Origin of the sequence: Roseixanthobacter liquoris (assembly GCF_043195135.2) — a bacterium.
GTDB lineage: Bacteria > Pseudomonadota > Alphaproteobacteria > Rhizobiales > Xanthobacteraceae > NCEH01.
On the sequence record NZ_CM195537.1, the window covers coordinates 1,357,836 to 1,373,951 of the forward strand.

General features: G+C 67.2%; 18 protein-coding genes. 9 read left to right on the forward strand and 9 right to left on the reverse strand.

The window, feature by feature from the left end; all coding sequences use genetic code 11:
* Complete coding sequence (locus tag V5F84_RS06130) at positions 1-486, forward strand: hypothetical protein (protein ID WP_394042324.1); 486 nt, start codon at positions 1-3, stop codon at positions 484-486.
* A 10-nt stretch (positions 487-496) separates the two neighbouring features.
* Here the strand turns inward: V5F84_RS06130 and V5F84_RS06135 are convergent, their stop codons facing one another.
* The 7 genes from V5F84_RS06135 to galE form a co-directional block, all read right to left on the reverse strand.
* Positions 497-1,198 carry an ABC transporter ATP-binding protein gene (locus V5F84_RS06135; protein WP_394042323.1) on the reverse strand — a complete coding sequence of 234 codons (702 nt, stop codon included), beginning with the start codon at positions 1,196-1,198 and terminating at the stop codon, positions 497-499.
* Positions 1,191-1,964 carry an ABC transporter ATP-binding protein gene (locus tag V5F84_RS06140; protein ID WP_394042322.1) on the reverse strand — a complete coding sequence of 258 codons (774 nt, stop codon included), beginning with the start codon at positions 1,962-1,964 and terminating at the stop codon, positions 1,191-1,193. Before V5F84_RS06140 ends, V5F84_RS06135 begins: the two co-directional genes overlap by 8 nt.
* Positions 1,961-3,808: an ABC transporter permease gene (locus V5F84_RS06145; RefSeq protein ID WP_394042321.1), complete on the reverse strand. Its 1,848-nt coding sequence runs from the start codon at positions 3,806-3,808 to the stop codon at positions 1,961-1,963. Before V5F84_RS06145 ends, V5F84_RS06140 begins: the two co-directional genes overlap by 4 nt.
* 210 nt (positions 3,809-4,018) lie before the next feature.
* A complete protein-coding gene (locus V5F84_RS06150; protein WP_394042320.1) occupies positions 4,019-5,224 on the reverse strand; it encodes an ABC transporter substrate-binding protein in 1,206 nt (401 codons plus the stop codon).
* A 142-nt stretch (positions 5,225-5,366) separates the two neighbouring features.
* Entirely contained in the window at positions 5,367-5,645 is a 279-nt protein-coding gene (locus V5F84_RS06155) for a cysteine rich repeat-containing protein (RefSeq protein ID WP_394042319.1), read from the reverse strand.
* 188 nt (positions 5,646-5,833) lie between these two features.
* Positions 5,834-7,147: a lytic murein transglycosylase gene (locus tag V5F84_RS06160; RefSeq protein WP_394042317.1), complete on the reverse strand. Its 1,314-nt coding sequence runs from the start codon at positions 7,145-7,147 to the stop codon at positions 5,834-5,836.
* Positions 7,148-7,277: 130 nt separating this feature from the next.
* Positions 7,278-8,267 carry a UDP-glucose 4-epimerase GalE gene (gene galE / locus V5F84_RS06165; protein WP_394042316.1) on the reverse strand — a complete coding sequence of 330 codons (990 nt, stop codon included), beginning with the start codon at positions 8,265-8,267 and terminating at the stop codon, positions 7,278-7,280.
* 290 nt (positions 8,268-8,557) lie between these two features.
* Here galE and galU point away from each other — a divergent pair, with 290 nt between their 5' ends.
* The 7 genes from galU to V5F84_RS06200 all read left to right on the forward strand — a co-directional run bounded on the left by galU (position 8,558) and on the right by V5F84_RS06200 (position 13,769).
* Positions 8,558-9,439: a UTP--glucose-1-phosphate uridylyltransferase GalU gene (gene galU / locus V5F84_RS06170; protein ID WP_394042315.1), complete on the forward strand. Its 882-nt coding sequence runs from the start codon at positions 8,558-8,560 to the stop codon at positions 9,437-9,439.
* A 129-nt stretch (positions 9,440-9,568) separates the two neighbouring features.
* Complete coding sequence (locus V5F84_RS06175) at positions 9,569-10,171, forward strand: class I SAM-dependent methyltransferase (RefSeq protein WP_394042314.1); 603 nt, start codon at positions 9,569-9,571, stop codon at positions 10,169-10,171.
* Positions 10,168-10,749, forward strand: coding sequence for a histidine phosphatase family protein (locus V5F84_RS06180; protein ID WP_394042313.1), 582 nt, complete (start codon positions 10,168-10,170; stop codon positions 10,747-10,749). The genes V5F84_RS06175 and V5F84_RS06180 overlap by 4 nt, the downstream gene beginning before the upstream one ends.
* The gene (gene pyrF, locus V5F84_RS06185) at positions 10,746-11,462 is read left to right on the forward strand and encodes an orotidine-5'-phosphate decarboxylase (RefSeq protein WP_394042312.1); all 717 of its coding nucleotides are present in this window, start codon (positions 10,746-10,748) and stop codon (positions 11,460-11,462) included. The genes V5F84_RS06180 and pyrF overlap by 4 nt, the downstream gene beginning before the upstream one ends.
* A gap of 83 nt (positions 11,463-11,545) precedes the next feature.
* A complete protein-coding gene (locus V5F84_RS06190) occupies positions 11,546-12,163 on the forward strand; it encodes a DUF1330 domain-containing protein (protein ID WP_394042311.1) in 618 nt (205 codons plus the stop codon).
* A gap of 38 nt (positions 12,164-12,201) precedes the next feature.
* The gene (dapB, locus tag V5F84_RS06195; RefSeq protein ID WP_394042310.1) at positions 12,202-13,017 is read left to right on the forward strand and encodes a 4-hydroxy-tetrahydrodipicolinate reductase; all 816 of its coding nucleotides are present in this window, start codon (positions 12,202-12,204) and stop codon (positions 13,015-13,017) included.
* A gap of 131 nt (positions 13,018-13,148) precedes the next feature.
* Positions 13,149-13,769: a 2,3-bisphosphoglycerate-dependent phosphoglycerate mutase gene (locus V5F84_RS06200; RefSeq protein ID WP_394042309.1), complete on the forward strand. Its 621-nt coding sequence runs from the start codon at positions 13,149-13,151 to the stop codon at positions 13,767-13,769.
* 50 nt (positions 13,770-13,819) lie between these two features.
* Here the strand turns inward: V5F84_RS06200 and V5F84_RS06205 are convergent, their stop codons facing one another.
* Positions 13,820-14,626 carry an SGNH/GDSL hydrolase family protein gene (locus V5F84_RS06205; protein WP_394042307.1) on the reverse strand — a complete coding sequence of 269 codons (807 nt, stop codon included), beginning with the start codon at positions 14,624-14,626 and terminating at the stop codon, positions 13,820-13,822.
* A gap of 22 nt (positions 14,627-14,648) precedes the next feature.
* The gene (locus tag V5F84_RS06210) at positions 14,649-15,218 is read right to left on the reverse strand and encodes an HdeD family acid-resistance protein (protein ID WP_394042306.1); all 570 of its coding nucleotides are present in this window, start codon (positions 15,216-15,218) and stop codon (positions 14,649-14,651) included.
* A gap of 137 nt (positions 15,219-15,355) precedes the next feature.
* Between V5F84_RS06210 and V5F84_RS06215 the strand changes: the two genes are divergently transcribed.
* A complete protein-coding gene (locus tag V5F84_RS06215; RefSeq protein ID WP_394042305.1) occupies positions 15,356-16,087 on the forward strand; it encodes a DUF1345 domain-containing protein in 732 nt (243 codons plus the stop codon).
* Positions 16,088-16,116: the final 29 nt, after the last annotated feature.

The following is a 16,116-nucleotide window of genomic DNA, read 5'->3' on the forward strand; positions in this document are numbered from 1 at the left end:
ATGGTTTCGAAATGGACAGCTCGTTCCCTGTTCGCCGCCGCCGTTGTCGGCGGGCTCGCCTTCATGCCTTTTGCCGCCTTTACGCAGGTAAACGCGCCGTCCCAGAAGCATGACTCCTATATTCCCCATCTCGGCGATATCATGGAGACCATGCAGCTTCGGCACTTCAAGCTGTGGTTCGCGGGGCGCCTTGGAAACTGGGAACTCGCGGACTATGAACTCGGCCAGATGCGGGCGAGCTTCCAGGATGCGCTGACCCTCTATCCGGGCATCCCGGTCGCCGACATGAGTTCGATGACCGAGCCCGCCCGGCTCATCGGCGAGGCGATCCAGCAGAAGAACGGGCCGAAGTTCGCCACCGCGTTCAACGATATGACCAACGCCTGCAATGCCTGCCATCAGTCCATCGGACGCGGGTTCATCGTGGTGCAGGTGCCGACGTCCTCGCCCTTCAGCAACCAGTCCTTCGCGCCTCCGGCCAAATAGGCGCCGCGCCTCAGACCGAGAGCAAGGCGTCGCGGCGCGCGGGGTCGGCTTCCAGGGCCGCGAAGCTGCCCTCGAACATGATGCGGCCGCGCGCCATCACCAGGGCGCGGTCGCAGATGTGCCGCGCGAAGTGCAGGTTCTGTTCGCAGAGCAGGATCGAAAGCCCTTCGGCCTTCAAGGCCATGACCGCCAGCGCGATGTGCTCGACGATGCGGGGCGCCAAGCCCTCGGAGGGTTCATCCAGCAGGAGCAGCAGCGGATTGCCCATCAGCGTGCGGGCGAGGGTGAGCATCTGCTGTTCGCCGCCGCTCATCTGCCCGCCGCGGCGCCCGCGCATTTCCGCAAGATTCGGGAAGAGCGCGAACAGGCGCTCGACGGTCCAGGGCGCATGGCCGGGGCGGGCCGGGCGGCGGCCCACCTCAAGGTTTTCCATCACGGTCAGGTCGGTGAAGATGCGGCGGTCCTCCGGCACATAGCCGATGCCCGCCTGCACCAGTTCGTGCGTCTGAAGGCGCGCGACATCGCTACCCAGAAAGCGGATCAAGCCGGTGCGGCGCGGCCCCTGCGCCATGACGGCGCGCAGCGTGGTGGATTTTCCCGCCCCGTTGCGGCCGAGCAGGGCCAGCGCTTCGCCGGTGCCGACGCGCAATGCCACCTCATGCAGGATCTGCGCGCGGCCGTAGAAGGCGTCGAGGCGGGCGATGTCAAGCATCCGCAGTCCCCGCGAAGGTCAGGCCGGTGCCGAGATAAATGGCGCGCACCTGTTCGTCGGCCCGGATCGCGTCGGGCGAGCCCTGTGCGATCAGCGAGCCGCGATCCAGCACCAGCACGCGGTCGGCATGTTCGAAGACGACATCCATGTCGTGCTCGGTGAACAGGATGCCCATGTTCCGCTCGCGGGCGAGCCGCGCCACGAGGCGCATGAGCGCGATCCGCTCGCCGCTGGCCATGCCGGCGGTCGGCTCGTCCATCAGCAGCACGCGGGGCGCATTGGCGAGGGCAAGCGCGAGTTCCAGGCGCTTGATATCGCCATAGGCCAGTTCCCCGCTCGCGCGCCCGGCCTGGTCCGCGAGGCCCACAAGGTCCAGCAGGGTGTCGGATTCCGCATGATGGCGATCGCCCGCAAGCCCGAAGGGGCGGGCGAGCGCGCGATGGTGCGACAATAGGGCCACCGTCACGTTCTCCCGCACACTCATGGAGGCGAAGGTGGCGGCGATCTGGAACGTGCGCCCGACCCCGAGGCGGAACAGCCGGCGCGGCGGCGCGCCCGTGATGTCCCGCCCGGCGAGGCGCACCGTACCGGCATCGGGCTTCGCCTGCCCGCCCAGCAGGCCGAAGCAGGTACTTTTCCCCGCGCCATTGGGGCCGATGAGGGCGAGGATCTCGCCGGCCGCGAGGGAGAAGGAGACCCCGCGGACCGCCGCGACGCCGCCGTAGCTCTTCGCCAGGCCATCGGCTTCCAGCAGTGGCGGGCTCATGCGGCGGCTCCGCCGAGGCGGTCCCGCAGGCGCGTGAACGCGCCGCCGATTCCAGAGGGAAAGGCCACCGTCAGCGTCACGATCACCGCGCCCAGCACCAGCTTCGAATATTCGGTCTCGCTCATCAGCCAGACGGACAGCAGCTTATAGGCGATGGCGCCGATCACCCCGCCGGAGATCGTCTCCACCCCGCCCAACAGCACCATGGCGAGCGCGTCGACCGAGAGGGGAATGCCCAGCGTATCGGGAAAGACGCTGCCTTTCAGAAAGGCGAACAAGGCTCCGGCGACAGCCGCAAACAGGCCGGCCAGGGCGAACGCCGCCCATTGGATGCGGTGGCGGTCGATGCCCAGCGCCTCGGCCCGCGCGGCATTGTCGCGCGCCGCCCGAAGGGCGTAGCCGAAAGGCGAGAAGATGAGGGTACGCAGGGCCAGCACACCCAGCGTGGCCAGGGCGAGGGCAAGCCAATAGAAGCCGGCGGGGGTGGACGCGAACCCCTGCGGCCAGATGCCCAGCAGGCCGTTGTCGCCGCCGGTCACCTCCCCCCATTGGAAAGCGACCGCCCAGGCTATTTGCGCGAATGCCAGGGTCAGCATGGCGGAATAGACGCCCGACAGGCGCACGCAAAACCAGCCGAACATCACCGCTCCGGCAAGGCCCAGCAGCGGGCCGAGCAGGATCGCCCCCGCCATGGAAAGTCCGGCGAGCTTCAGGGCGAATGCCGCGCCATAGGCGCCGAGGCCGAAATAGGCGGCATGCCCGAAGGAGGGCAGACCGCCGGCGCCCATCAGAAAATGCAGGCTCGCGGCGAACAGGACGAAGATCGCGATCTCGGCGGCGACGCTGAGCATATAGGCGCCGGCGCCGAGCGGCAGCAGGGCGGCGAACAGCACGAGGCCGGCCGCCGCCGCGCGCTCGCGAGCGGTGAGCACCCGCCATGGGATCATGAAGGTTCCGATGGCGGGCCGCGCGGCGCCCTCGGCCCGGCCGAGCAGGCCATAGGGCCGCACCACCAGCACCAGCGCCATCACCGCGAACACCAGCACCAGCGACACCTGGGGCAGGATGAGGATGCCGAAGGCATTCAGCTCGCACACCAGGACGGCGGCGAGGAACGCCCCCGTCACGCTGCCCAGCCCGCCGATCACCACCACCACGAACACCTCGACGATGACCTTCAGGTCCATGGAATGGTTCACCGCCTCGCGCGGCAATTGCAGCGCACCGCCCAACGCCGCGAGAAACACGCCCAGGGCGAACACCGAGGTGAACAGCCATTTCTGGTTCACGCCGAGCGCGGCGACCATGTCGCGGTCCTGGGTCGCCGCACGGACCAGAATGCCCCAGCGGGTGGTGTGGAAGGCCAGCCAGATCGCGCCGAGCACCAAGGGGCCGAGCACCACGAGGAACAGATCGTAGGCCGGGATCGCCTGGCCGAGGATATCGACCGCGCCCTTCAGGCCCGGCGCACGCGGGCCGAGCAGGTCTTCCGGCCCGAAGATCAGCACCACCAGATCCTGCACCATCAGCGTCACGCCGAAGGTGGCGAGCAATTGAAACAGCTCCGGCGCGCGGTAGATGCGCCGCAGGAGAAGGATTTCCATCGCCACGCCGAGCAAGGCCACGACGGCGGCGGCGCACATCAGGGCCGCCCAGAAGCCCAGCGCCCCGGAAAACCGCTCCGTGAGGCTGTAGGCCACATAGGCGCCCAGCATGTAAAAGGCGCCGTGGGCGAAATTCACGATGCGCGTAACGCCGAAGATGATCGAAAGCCCGCTCGCCACCAGGAACAGCGAGGAAGCGCTGGCGAGGCCGGTCAGGAACTGGGCGACGATGAAATCCAAAAGCCTCGTCTCCACGCCTTGGTTCAACAGGATCGTCCGTCATCTTTCCCCGAGGGGAAAGCTCGGCCGCTTGACGGGTGGGTGAGGGGCGCCACGCCGCGTCCGAGAGCTGCCCCCGCTCCCCAACCTTTTCCTTCTCGGGAGAGGAGGCGGGCAGGCGCGTAAGACTTGGCGCGTAAGACTTGGCGCGTAAGACTTGGCGCGTAAGACCTATTGCGCCGGCCGCAGCTTTGCGGCCTCCTCCTCGCTCGGCAGATAGGCGGCGCCGTCGCGATAGACGAAGTCCACCATCCGCCCCTGGCCGTCCTGAATCCGGGTCTTGCCCACGAAGGCGCCGAGGGTCGACTGGTGATCCCCCTTGCGGAACACGATCGGCCCGAACGGGCTGACGAGGGAGATGCCCTCGGCGGCGGCGATCAGCTTGTCGGTGTCCGTGGAGCCGGCCTTTGCGATGATGGCGGCGGCGGCCTTGATGGTGGAATAGCCCACCACCGAGCCGAGGCGGGGATAATCGTTGAACTTCGCCCGGTAGGCCTTCAAGAAGGCGTCATGCGCGGGGCTCTGGATCGCGTACCAGGGATAGCCGGTGACGATCCAGCCTTCCGGCGCCTCGTCCTTGAGCGGATCGAGATATTCCGGCTCGCCGGTGAGAAAGCTCACCACGGTGCGATCCTTGAACAGGCCGCGGGTATTGCCCTCGCGGACCAGCTTGGCGAGATCCGGGCCGAAGGTGACGTTCAGGATCGCGTCCGGCTTGGCGGCGGCGATGGCTTGCACCACCGGGCCGGCGTCGATCTTGCCCTGGGGCGGCCATTGCTCGGCCACCCATTCCACGTCCGGCCGCTTGGCCGACAGCAGCTTCTTGAACACCGCGACGGCGGACTGGCCGTATTCATAGTTCGGCGCGATGGTGGCCCAGCGCTTGGCCGGCAGCTTGGCCGCCTCTTCCGCCAGCATGGCCGCCTGCATGTAGTTGGAGGGGCGCAGGCGGAAGGTATAAGCGTTGCCCTTGTCCCAGGTGATGGCGTCGGTGAGCGGCTCGGCGGCGAGGAAAAACACCTTCTTCTGCTTGGCGTAATCGGCGACCGCAAGGCCGATGTGGGAAAAGAAGGTGCCGGCCAGCATCGCCACTTGGTCGGAGGAGACCAGCTCGTTGGCGGCGGTGACCGCGTCGGCGGGCTTGCCGGCATCGTCCTTCGAGATCACCACCAGCTTCTTGCCGAGCAGGCCGCCGCTCGCATTTACCTCCTCGACCGCCAGCTGCCAGCCCTTGCGGTAGGGCTCGGTGAAGGCGGGCAAGGTGGAATAGGAATTGATCTCGCCGATCCTGATCTCGCCCTGCTGGGCGCGGGCCGCCGTGGCGAACAGGGTGGCGCCGACGGCGAGGGCCGCAACGGAAGCGGACAGCGTGCGCATCCTCAACCTCTCCTTCGCAGAGCCGGCGCGCCGAGGGAAACCCCGTTCGGGGAAGGCGGCGCCGACCCGTTGCGGATACGCGAGGCAGGCTCGGAAGTCGAGCGCGTCAGGTCGTCCGGCTCTGGCGGGAGATCGTGGCCCGCTACGGGGCGCGCTTCGCTTGCGCTGCGGCAAGCGCGGTGCGGCACCCTTCGCTGACCTGGTCCGGCTGTTTTTGCAGGCATTGCACGATGCGCCCGCCGCCCGGCTGGACACCGGCGCACAGCTTCTGCACGTCCGCGCGACAGGCCTTCTGCGCCGCCTTGACGGATGCGGGCGCGGCAGCTTGCGCCAATGCCGGCGGTGCGGCGAGAACGCATTGGATCAGCAGGGAGAGCGTGAGCTGCGACAAGCTGCGGCGGGAAAATGCGATGGCGGGCACGCGAAGGCTCCGGTCGGCGCGGCGCCACCCGGTCGCCGCTTCACCGTCGGCACCATGGCGGCCGGCGGTTGCCCGCCGATGTCCGCGTGTTTCCGGGCCGTTTTCATATGTGAAGTTTCGTAACAATCACGGTCGCGGGAGACCTCAAGCCGGCACCCGCCTGCGGGCCCGAGCTCCGCCCGCGCCGTTCAGCGGCGCAAGCGGTTCAGGACGTCCGCGTTGGGATAGCCGTCCGGCACCATGCCGCTCTTGATCTGGAAATCCTGCACGGCAACGCGGGTCTTGTTGCCGAGAATCCCGTCGGGATTGCCGATGTCGTAGCCGCGCTGGAGCAGCAGGGATTGCATCTCGACGCGCTCGGCGCGGGTCAGCGTGCGCTCCCCCGCCGGCCAGGAGGCCACGAACGGCCCGCCGCCGCGCAGCCGGTCCGACAGATGGCCGATGGCGAGGGCATAGGCATCCGCCGGATTGTACCTCAGGATCGAGCTGAAGTTCGGCAGCATCAGGAAGGCCGGCCCCTTGGCCCCGGTGGGCAGCAGCAGAAAGGCGGTGTCGGTGGCGCGGGGAAACGCCTTGCCACCCGGCCGCGTGATGCCGAGCGAGGCCCATTGGGTGAGGCTGTAGCGCTTGGAGCGGTCCACATAGCGATAATCGAAGTTCGCCGGCAGGACGACTTCATAGCCCCAGGTCTTGCCGAACTGCCAGCCGTCGAGCTTGAGGTTGTTGGCGGTCGAAGCGATCACGTCCGGGATGGAATCCACCACGTTGCGATGGCCGTCGCCGTCGAAATCCACCGCGAAGCGCTGGAAGCTGGTGGGCATGAACTGGGTCGGCCCGAAGGCCCCCGCCCACGACCCCTTCAGATGGTCCGCCGGGACATCGCCTTTGTCGAGGATCTGCAAGGTGGCGATGAATTCGTCGCGGAAATATTCCTGCCGACGGCCGATGCAGGCGAGCGTCGCAGTGGAGCGCAGGACCGAGCGCGAGCCCATGCCGTTCGGATTGCCGTAGTCGCTTTCGATGCCCCAGATGGCGGCGACCGCATAACGATCGACCTTATAGGCCTTCTCCACGGCGTCGAAGATCGGCTTGTATTTCGCCAGGATCTCCTTGCCCTTGGCGATGCGTTTCTCGCTCACCAGCATGTTCACATAATCACCCAGCGCGCGGGAGAATTCCGGCTGGCTGTCGAGATAGTCCATGATCTTCATGTCGGGCTCGAGGCCCGTGGTGAAGCGCTCGAAGCCGCGCTGCGACACGCCCTTGGCTTGGGCGAGCGGCCACATGCCGGCGATGCAATTGGGAAAATTGGCCTGCGCCTGGGCGATCGCCTCGGGCGTCATGAGGGGATGGCTGGCGGGGCGGGTGGCCTCCGGCGTCGGATTGGCGGGAAATCCGAAGATCGAGCCCGTCACCTGTGCCTGAGCCCCGGCGGGGGCGAGCCCCGCAAGGGAAAGGCCGAAAGCGATGGCGAGCGCTCCGCCGGTTGTCTTCAGCGCCATGACTGCCCTCTTCGCTGCGGCGGCGCGCAAATGTCGCCCCACGGATTCCATGACCGCTAATGGGCGGTGCATATGGTTGCTCTGTGGTTAACGTAGGGCAAGTTTATCCGTGCGGCCGGGCGAAGCGGGACTAAATATTTTGCCGCTGGGCGAGGCTGCGCTCCCAGTCGAGCGCGTGGGCGACGATGGTGGGCAGGTCGTCGAGCTTCGGCGTCCATCCCAATTGTGCCTGGATGCGATCCGACGCGGCGACGATGGCGGCGGGATCGCCCGCCCGGCGCGGCGAATAGGTGACGGGGAAATCCACCCCGGACACCGCCTTCACCGTCTCCACCACCTCCAGGACCGAATAGCCCCGGCCGTAGCCGCAGTTGAAGATGCCGCTCTCGCCGCCGGCCCGCAAATGGGCGAGCGCGTCGAGATGGGCCGCGGCGAGATCGCTCACATGGATATAGTCCCGCAGGCAGGTGCCGTCGGGGGTCTCGTAATCCGTGCCGAACACGTGCAGGCCCGCGCGCTTGCCGAGCGCCGCCTCGCAGGCGACCTTGATGAGATGGGTCGCGCCGGCGGTCGATTGGCCCGAGCGCCCTTCGGGATCGGCACCCGCCACGTTGAAATATCGCAGCGCGACATAATGCAGCGGGAAGGCGGCGCCGGCGTCGCGCATCATCCATTCGCTCATCAGCTTCGAGCGGCCATAGGGCGAAATCGGATTGAGCGTCGCATCCTCGTCCACCGGCTCGGTGCCCACCATTCCGTAGACGGCAGCGGTGGAGGAGAAAATGAAATGCGGCACGCCCGCCGCCACCACCGCGTCAAGCAGCGCGCGGGTCTTCACGGTATTGGCAAGATAATAACCGAGTGGATCGGCGACGGAATCCGGCACCACGATGCGCGCGGCGAAGTGAATGACGGCATCGATGCCGTATTGCTCCACGATTTGCTTCACCAATGCGCCGTCGCAGACATCCCCTTGAACGAAGACAGCCGCATCGGGCACGGCCCAGCGAAATCCGGTGGAAAGATCATCCAGCACCACGACCGTCTCGCCCGCGTCCAGCAGTGCCAGCACCATGTGACTGCCGATGTAGCCCGCCCCGCCCGTCACCAGAATCGCCATATCCCCACCCTTCTGCCCGCGATGGCCCCCCACGGCCGCCGTCGAAATTCGCCCCTATTGTGCAGTGCAATGGTTGCCCAGGTCCACATGGCACGAACCATTTCTGTGGGGATGCGTTACCCCCATGGGCGCAGGACGGTCAAAGGCAAACGTGCGATGCGGCAGAACCGAGGCGAGACGACCGAGGGCGACCTCGCGGGACGACGATTGGGTGCTTTGCCGGGGGCCGGACCTGCGTGTTAAATGCCATTCTCTCCCGAACCCTCCCGAAACTGAACGGTGCCCATTCCATGCCGAAGCCTCTGCGGAAAGCCATCCTGCCGGTTGCCGGCCTTGGTACGCGCTTCCTGCCCGCCACGAAGGCGGTACCGAAGGAAATGCTGACCGTCGTCGACCGGCCGGTCGTCCAGCACGTCGTGGACGAGGCGCGTGCCGCCGGCATCGAGCACATCGTGTTCGTCACGGGGCGCAACAAGGCCGTTATCGAGGATCATTTCGACCGCCAGTTCGAGCTGGAGAAGACGCTGGTGGATCGCGGCAAGACGGCGGAGCTGGAACAGCTCGACCGCGATACGCCGAAGGCCGGCACCACGTCGTTCACCCGCCAGCAATTGCCGCTCGGCCTCGGCCACGCGGTGTGGTGTGCGCGCGACCTGATCGGCGACGAGCCGTTCGCGCTGCTGCTGCCCGACATGCTGCACCTGCCCAAGAACGGCAAGGGCTGCCTCGCCAAGATGGTCGAGGCCTACGAGCATACCGGCGGAAACGTCATTTCCGTCTATGAAGTGCCGGACGACCAGACCCATCAATACGGCATCGTCGGGACATCGTCCGCAGCCGGTTTCGTGCCCGAGATTACGCAGATGGTGGAAAAGCCGGCGCGGGGAACGGCACCGACGAACCTGGCCATCTCCGGCCGATATATTTTGCAGCCGACGATTTTTGACCTGTTGGCCAAGCAGGGGCAGGGCGCAGGCGGAGAAATCCAGCTCACCGACTCCATGTTGAAGCTGATGGAACGGGAGCGATTCTTCGCCGTGACCTTCGACGGCGCGGTCTATGATTGCGGCTCCAAGATCGGATTCTTGATGGCCAATGTCGCTTACGCCCTGATGCGTCCCGATATCGAGCCGGAATTCCGCGCGGAACTGACGTCCTTCCTCAGTCTGTGACGTTACGGAGGCAAGGCGCGATGCTATCAGGGTACCGGTCCGCCCGTCGCGCCTTGCCTTGACCGGAACTCTTTTCCCGTCTAATCGCGGTGCCTGACGACTGATCTGGTCCAGGCGCGGAGCCCGCGAATGCTGCAATCCCAAAACCATGGCGGCGAATTGCGCAAGCCCCGCATGAATGACGAACTGCGGTTCCTTCAGTCCTGGTTCCAGAATCCCTTGAAGACCGGCGCGGTTTCGCCCTCCGGCAAGGCCCTTGCCCGGATGATGGCTGGGTATCTGGATCCGGCGGTTCCCGGCCCGGTGATCGAGCTTGGACCCGGCACGGGGCCGGTCACACGGGCCCTTCTGGCACGGGGATTCGCGCCCGAACGTCTGTTTCTCATCGAGTATAATCCGGAATTCTGCGCTCTTCTGCGCCGTCGTTATCCGGGCGTCACGGTGATTCAGGGTGACGCCTACGAAATGCGCAAGACGCTGAACGGGGTCCTGCCGGGCCCCGCGGTCGGCACCATTTCCTCGCTGCCCCTCTTCACCCGCTCGCCCGAGGATCGCGACCGCATGGTGAACGAGGCGTTCGACCTGTGCGTGGGTGGGGCGCCGTTCATCCAGTTCACCTATGCCGTGGTCTCGCCCGTGCCGCTCAAGAACGGGCGCATCAGTGGCGAGCGCTCGCCGCGGGTTTGGCTGAATCTGCCCCCGGCGCGGGTGTGGGCCTATCGGCGGCCGTGACGCCTTTTCTCTATGTCAGCCATCCCCAGGTGAGGGTGGATGCGAACCTCCCGGTTCCGCAATGGGGGCTGTCTGACATCGGGGTCGCGCGCACCCACGCCTTTGTCCACGATCCGGCGCTGCTGGCGTTCGGCCGCATAGTCTCCAGCGACGAAGTGAAGGCCAAGGAGACCGCTGCCCTTCTGGCGCAGGCGCTTCGCCTGCCAGTCGAGGTTCGCCCGGCCATGCATGAGAACGACCGCTCCTCCACCGGCTATCTTGCGGAAGCCGAATTCCAGGCGGTCGCCAACCAGTTCTTCGCCCAGCCGCACGAGAGCGTGCGCGGCTGGGAGCGGGCCCTCGACGCCCAAGCGCGGATCGTGCGCGAAGTCGAAGCCGCGCTGGCCGAGGCGCCGCAGACCCCGCCGATCTTCGTCGGCCATGGCGGGGTCGGCACATTGCTTCTGTGCCATCTCGCGGGCTATGCGATCTCCCGGGCGCATGACCAGCCGCCGGTGGGCGGGGGCTGCTGGTTCCACTCCGCGCCGGATCGCAGGCCCGACCGCTGGCGCGCCATGGAAGAGGCCATCACCCCATGACATCTGGATCGACACCCGAGACCGCAGCGGTGCGCGAAAAGCTCATCGTCGCCCTGGACTTCCCCAATGTGGCGGCGGCGGAAGCGCTGGTGTGGCAATTGGGCGATACGGTGGGATTCTACAAGATCGGCCTTGAACTCACCATCGCCGGCGGACTCGATCTCGCGAGCGACCTGATCAGCGCCGGCAAGAAGGTGTTCCTGGATCTCAAGCTGCACGACATCGACCACACGGTGGAGCGAGCCACCGCCGCCGCCGCCGCGCGCGGCGTCACGCTGCTCACCGTGCACGCCTATCCCCAGACGCTGGCCGCCGCCGCTCGAGGCGCCGCTGGCAGCGCCCTCAAGGTGCTCGGGGTGACCGTGCTGACATCCTATGACGATGCGGATCTTGCCGCCGCCGGCTACGGCGCCGGCGTAAGCCAGACCGTGCGGCTGCGCGCGCTCCAGGCCCGCGAGGCCGGCATCGCCGGGGTCATCTGCGCGCCCACCGATGCCGCGACGGTGCGCAGCATCCTGGGGCCGGACGGTCTCGTCGTGACGCCCGGCGTGCGCCCGAGCGGGGCGGACGTGGGCGACCAGAAGCGCATCGCGACCCCTGCCGCCGCCATTGCTGCGGGTGCGAACAAGATCGTGGTGGGCCGCCCGATCATCGCCGCACCGGATCCGGTTGCGGCCGCGCAGGCCATTTTGCAGGAAATCGCCGGCGCCTGATCCCTCGACGAGATGGGCGGTGCCGTGGGATGGTCGCGGGCGGGCAGGCGCCTCAGCGGGCTGGGATGGAAGGGACGCACGAAATGGCCAAGGGCTATTGGATCGCACGGGTCGATGTGGTCAATCCGGTCGGGTACGCGGAATATGCCAAGGCGAATGCCGAGCCGTTCGCGGCCCACAAGGCGCACTTCCTGGTGCGGGGCGGCGAGATCCACCCGAAGGAAGGCATTTCGCGCGGCCGCAACGTGGTGATCGAATTCGAGAGCTTCGAAGCCGCCCGCGCCTGCTATTTCTCGCCCGAGTATCAGGCGGCGCTCGCGCTGCGCCAGCCCTATTCCATCGCCGACGTGATGATCGTGGAGGGCGTCGAGCCCCCGGTGGAGGCGCCGTCCTCGGTCGAAACGCCCGCCGGCTATTGGATCATGGGCCTCGATATCCTCAATCAGGACGCATACCGCGCCTATGCGGCGGCAGGCGGCACGGCTGCGTTCAAGCCGCGCTTCCTGGCGCGTGGCGGGCGGCAGGAATTGCTGGAGGGCATCGGCCGCCAGCGCACGGTTCTGCTGGCCTTCGGCGATGTGCCGACCGCGCTCGCCTGCTACGAATCGGACGATTACCAGAAGGCGGTGCGGTTGCGGGAAGGCGCCGCGGACGTGGACCTCATCGTCGCGCCCGGCTATAGCGGCCCGCAGCCCACATAAGACAATAAGGCCCGGATCGCCGGGGGGAGCCAAGCCAAGTGTCGGATCTGCGTGTCGTCATCACCGGGGCCAGCGGCCGCATGGGGCGTTCGCTCCTGCGCGCGGTGCTTGAAACCGAGGGATTTGCTCTGGTCGGCGCGCTGGAGCACGCCGACAGCCCCCATCTCGGAGAAGATGCCGGCCTGCTGGCCGGCATCGGCGTCTCCGGAATCACGGTGCGCAACGATGTGTCGCGGGTGCTGAACGGGGCCGACGTGGTGATCGATTTCACCACGCCGTCGGCGTCCGTGCGGCTCGCCGAGACGCTGGCGGAAGCCGGCATCGCCCATGTCATCGGCACCACCGGCTTTTCCTCCTCCGATCTTTCCACCATCGCGGCGGCCGCGCGGCGCACGGTGATCGTGCGCTCCGGCAATATGAGCCTTGGCGTGACGCTGCTGGCGGCGCTGACCAAGCGCGTGGCAGCGACGCTGGGGCAGGAATTCGACATCGAGATCGTCGAGATGCACCACGCCCGCAAGGTGGATGCTCCTTCCGGCACCGCGCTGCTGCTGGGCGAGGCGGCCGCGGCCGGCCGCAAGGTGGATCTGGAGGATTACGGCGTGCGCGGCCGCGACGGCGTCACCGGTCCGCGCCGGGCCGGCGCCATCGGCTTCGCCAGCCTGCGCGGCGGTTCGGTGATCGGCGAGCATCAGGTGATCTTCGCCGGCCCGGCGGAGCGCATCGAACTGGTGCACAAGGCCGAGGACCGCTCCATCTTCTCCCACGGCGCGCTCACCGCCGCCCGCTGGACCAAGGGCCGCGAGCCCGGCCTCTACAGCATGGCAGATGTGCTTGGATTGGCGGATTTCTGATCGCGCCACAGCACCATGACTTTTGAGTTTGCCGGCGCGGACGTGCTATCAGTCGCGCCGACAAATCAATCGGCCATACGGCGACCCTCTCGAAGGTCAGGCCGGGGGCTCTTCGTTCAAGGAATGCGTGCATGGAACGGCTTCTCGTCCTCGTCCGTCACGGACAGAGCGAGTGGAACCTCAAGAACCTCTTCACCGGTTGGCGCGATCCGGGCCTGACCGAGAAGGGCGTCGCGGAGGCTCGGCGCGCCGGCAGCCTCCTCGCCGCCGACGGATTGAGCTTCGACCTGGCTTATACGTCCGCCCTCGGGCGGGCCCAGCGCACGTGCTCGCTGGTGCTGGAGGAGATGGGGATCGGCGGCATCGAGACCATCGCCGACCAGGCTTTGAACGAGCGGGATTACGGCGACCTCTCGGGCCTCAACAAGGATGAGGCGCGCCAGCGCTGGGGCGAGGAGCAGGTGCACATCTGGCGCCGCTCCTATGACGTTCCCCCGCCGGGCGGCGAAAGCCTGCGCGACACGGTGGCGCGGACGCTGCCCTATTATGTGCAGGAAATCCTGCCGAGCGTGCTGCGCGGCCGGCGCACCCTGGTGGCGGCCCACGGCAATTCGCTGCGGGCGCTGGTGATGGTGCTGGAGCGGCATACGCCCGAGAGCATCATGAAGCGCGAACTCGCCACCGGCGCGCCCATCGTCTATCGCCTCGCGCCCGATGCCACCGTGGAAGAGTATCGCGACCTGATCGTGTGATCGGACCCGGCCCGTCCTTCGGGCCGGCTGAGCCGGAAGGGTGTCCCGGATCAGCGCATGGCGGGCGCGGGATCTGCGGGCGCGCCCGTGCCGGGCTTCGCCGGGCGCGGCGCCTGGGCAAGGCCGGCGGCAAGGCGCACCGCCACCGCCTGCGCGAAGCATTTATAGCTCCAGTCCGTCAGGTGCAGGCCGTCGAGGATGATCATCTGCGACAGGGGCACGCCGTCGCGCTCCTTCCAGGCCTTCATCATGGCGTAGCGGGCGATCACCGGGACAGTCTCCTGCTGCCCGACCTCGGCGATCAGCTTCAGCATCGGCCCCGTGTCGGCGTCGATATTCACCCAGGGCGAATATTGCAGATCGATCAGCACCGGATCGGCGCCGTACGCGCGGATGCCGGCGATGCCGGTGCGCAGCTGGGCGCCGAAATTGCCCAGGCCGAAGCTGCGCAGCACATAATTTGTGCCCACCTGCCAGAGCACCACATCCGGCTTCAGCGCGCCGACGTCGCGGTCGAAGCGGGCGAGATTCTCCGGCACGTCCTCGGCATTGCCGCCCTTGTTGATCACCTTGATCTGGGTGCCGGGGAAGCGCGCCTGCAATTCCGCCTCCAGCACCGCGGGATAGGTGCGGGAGGGATCGGAGGCGCCGACCCCGGTGGTGGAGGAGGAGCCGATCGCCACGATGGTGATCGCCTTGGTGCGCGCGAACGTGGCCGCCGCGCGCGGCACGCTGAGAGCCGCCTGGGGCGGCTGGGCGGGACAGGCGGTCGTCTGCGCCAGGGTGGGCGTGGCGAACAGGCCCAGCAGCGCGACGCCGCAGGCGCGTCGCGCAAGGCCGGAAAACAACGCGGCCATGCCGCTCTCCTTATGTGGCGTCCTAGAGCGCCTTCTGGCGCAGAGCGACCCCGAACAGGACGGTGGTGACGCCGTTCACGATCAGGTCGATACCCAGGAACAGGCCCAGCAGGAATACCGAATTCACCGGCCAGCCGGCAATGATGATCACGCCCAAAAGGAAGGTGATCACGCCCGAGAGGGCGAGAAATCCCCAGCCGGCCGCCGGGCGCGCGCCGATCGCGGCGAAGATGCGGAACCCGCCGCCGACCACCAGCGACACGCCGATCATCAAGGTGATGATGCCCGCCGCGAGCAGCGGCTGATACATGATGAGGCCGCCGGCGATCACATAGAGCACGCCGCCCAGCATCCAGAACAGGAAGCGCCCCCAGCTCTGCACGCGGAAGGCGTGGAGAATCTCCACGATGCCCGCGACCAGCACCAGCGCGCCCACATAAAGCGCGGTCACCAGGGTGGACGTGAGCAGGTGCGCGAGCGCGATGAAGCCGAGCACCACGAAGGCGATGCCGAGGGCGACGAACCAGCCCCAGCTGGCCCGGATCTCCGTGATGTGAAGCTTGGCGGTGGGGGAGGGAAGGCTCGTGGGCATGATGGGTGCTCCGGCAGCGGAAAGCCGTCCGCAGGCGATCATATCCGCCCCCGTGGTGCAATGCTAAGACGCAATGGGATGGCGTCGGGGGGAGCATAATTTATCGGCGCGATTCGCCGCAGCTCGGAAACCCGATGATGACACAGACCAAAGGTTCAAGCCGGGCCGCCAGGGAACGGATGGAAGCGGAGCGCACGGCGGCGGAGATCGCGGGGCTCTGGGTGGGCCATCGCGTGGTGCGGCTGCATGTGCGTCTGTTCATCGCGTTCGGGCTCGGCATCCTCACCTTCGCCATCCTGACCGAGACCGGCGTCGCGGAGGGCGTGATGGGCGCGCTGATCTCCTGGGATATCGCCGTTCTCGCGTGGCTCTGCCTCGTCGGCGTCCTGGTGGTGCGCACGGATGCGACGATGCTGAGCATTCATGCCGGCATCGACGACGAGGGGGCCCCGGTCATCCTGATCGTCTCGCTGCTGTGCGCGGGCATCAGCCTGGTGGCGGTCATCATGGCGAGCGGCCACCACGGGACCGAGGGCAGTTCCTCGCCGGAGCGGGTGGACCTGGCGGTGGGCACCTTGCTGCTCTCCTGGCTGTTTCTTCACACCATCTATGCCCTGCATTATTCGCGGGAATATTATTCCTCCCGCCCCGATGCCTCGCCCATGCTCATATTTCCCGGCGATGCGCAGCCCGATTATTGGGATCTGCTCTATTTTTCGTTCAATATCGGGACCGCCTCGCAAACCGCGGACATCACCATTCCCTCGCCCCGCCTGCGGCGGCTGGTGCTCGGGCACCAGATCGCCTCCTACATCTTCAATGCGGCGGTGATTGCGCTGGGCGTGAACGTGGCGGCGAGCCTCGTATAGGAAGCGCTTCCCCATTCGGCGGTGCAATG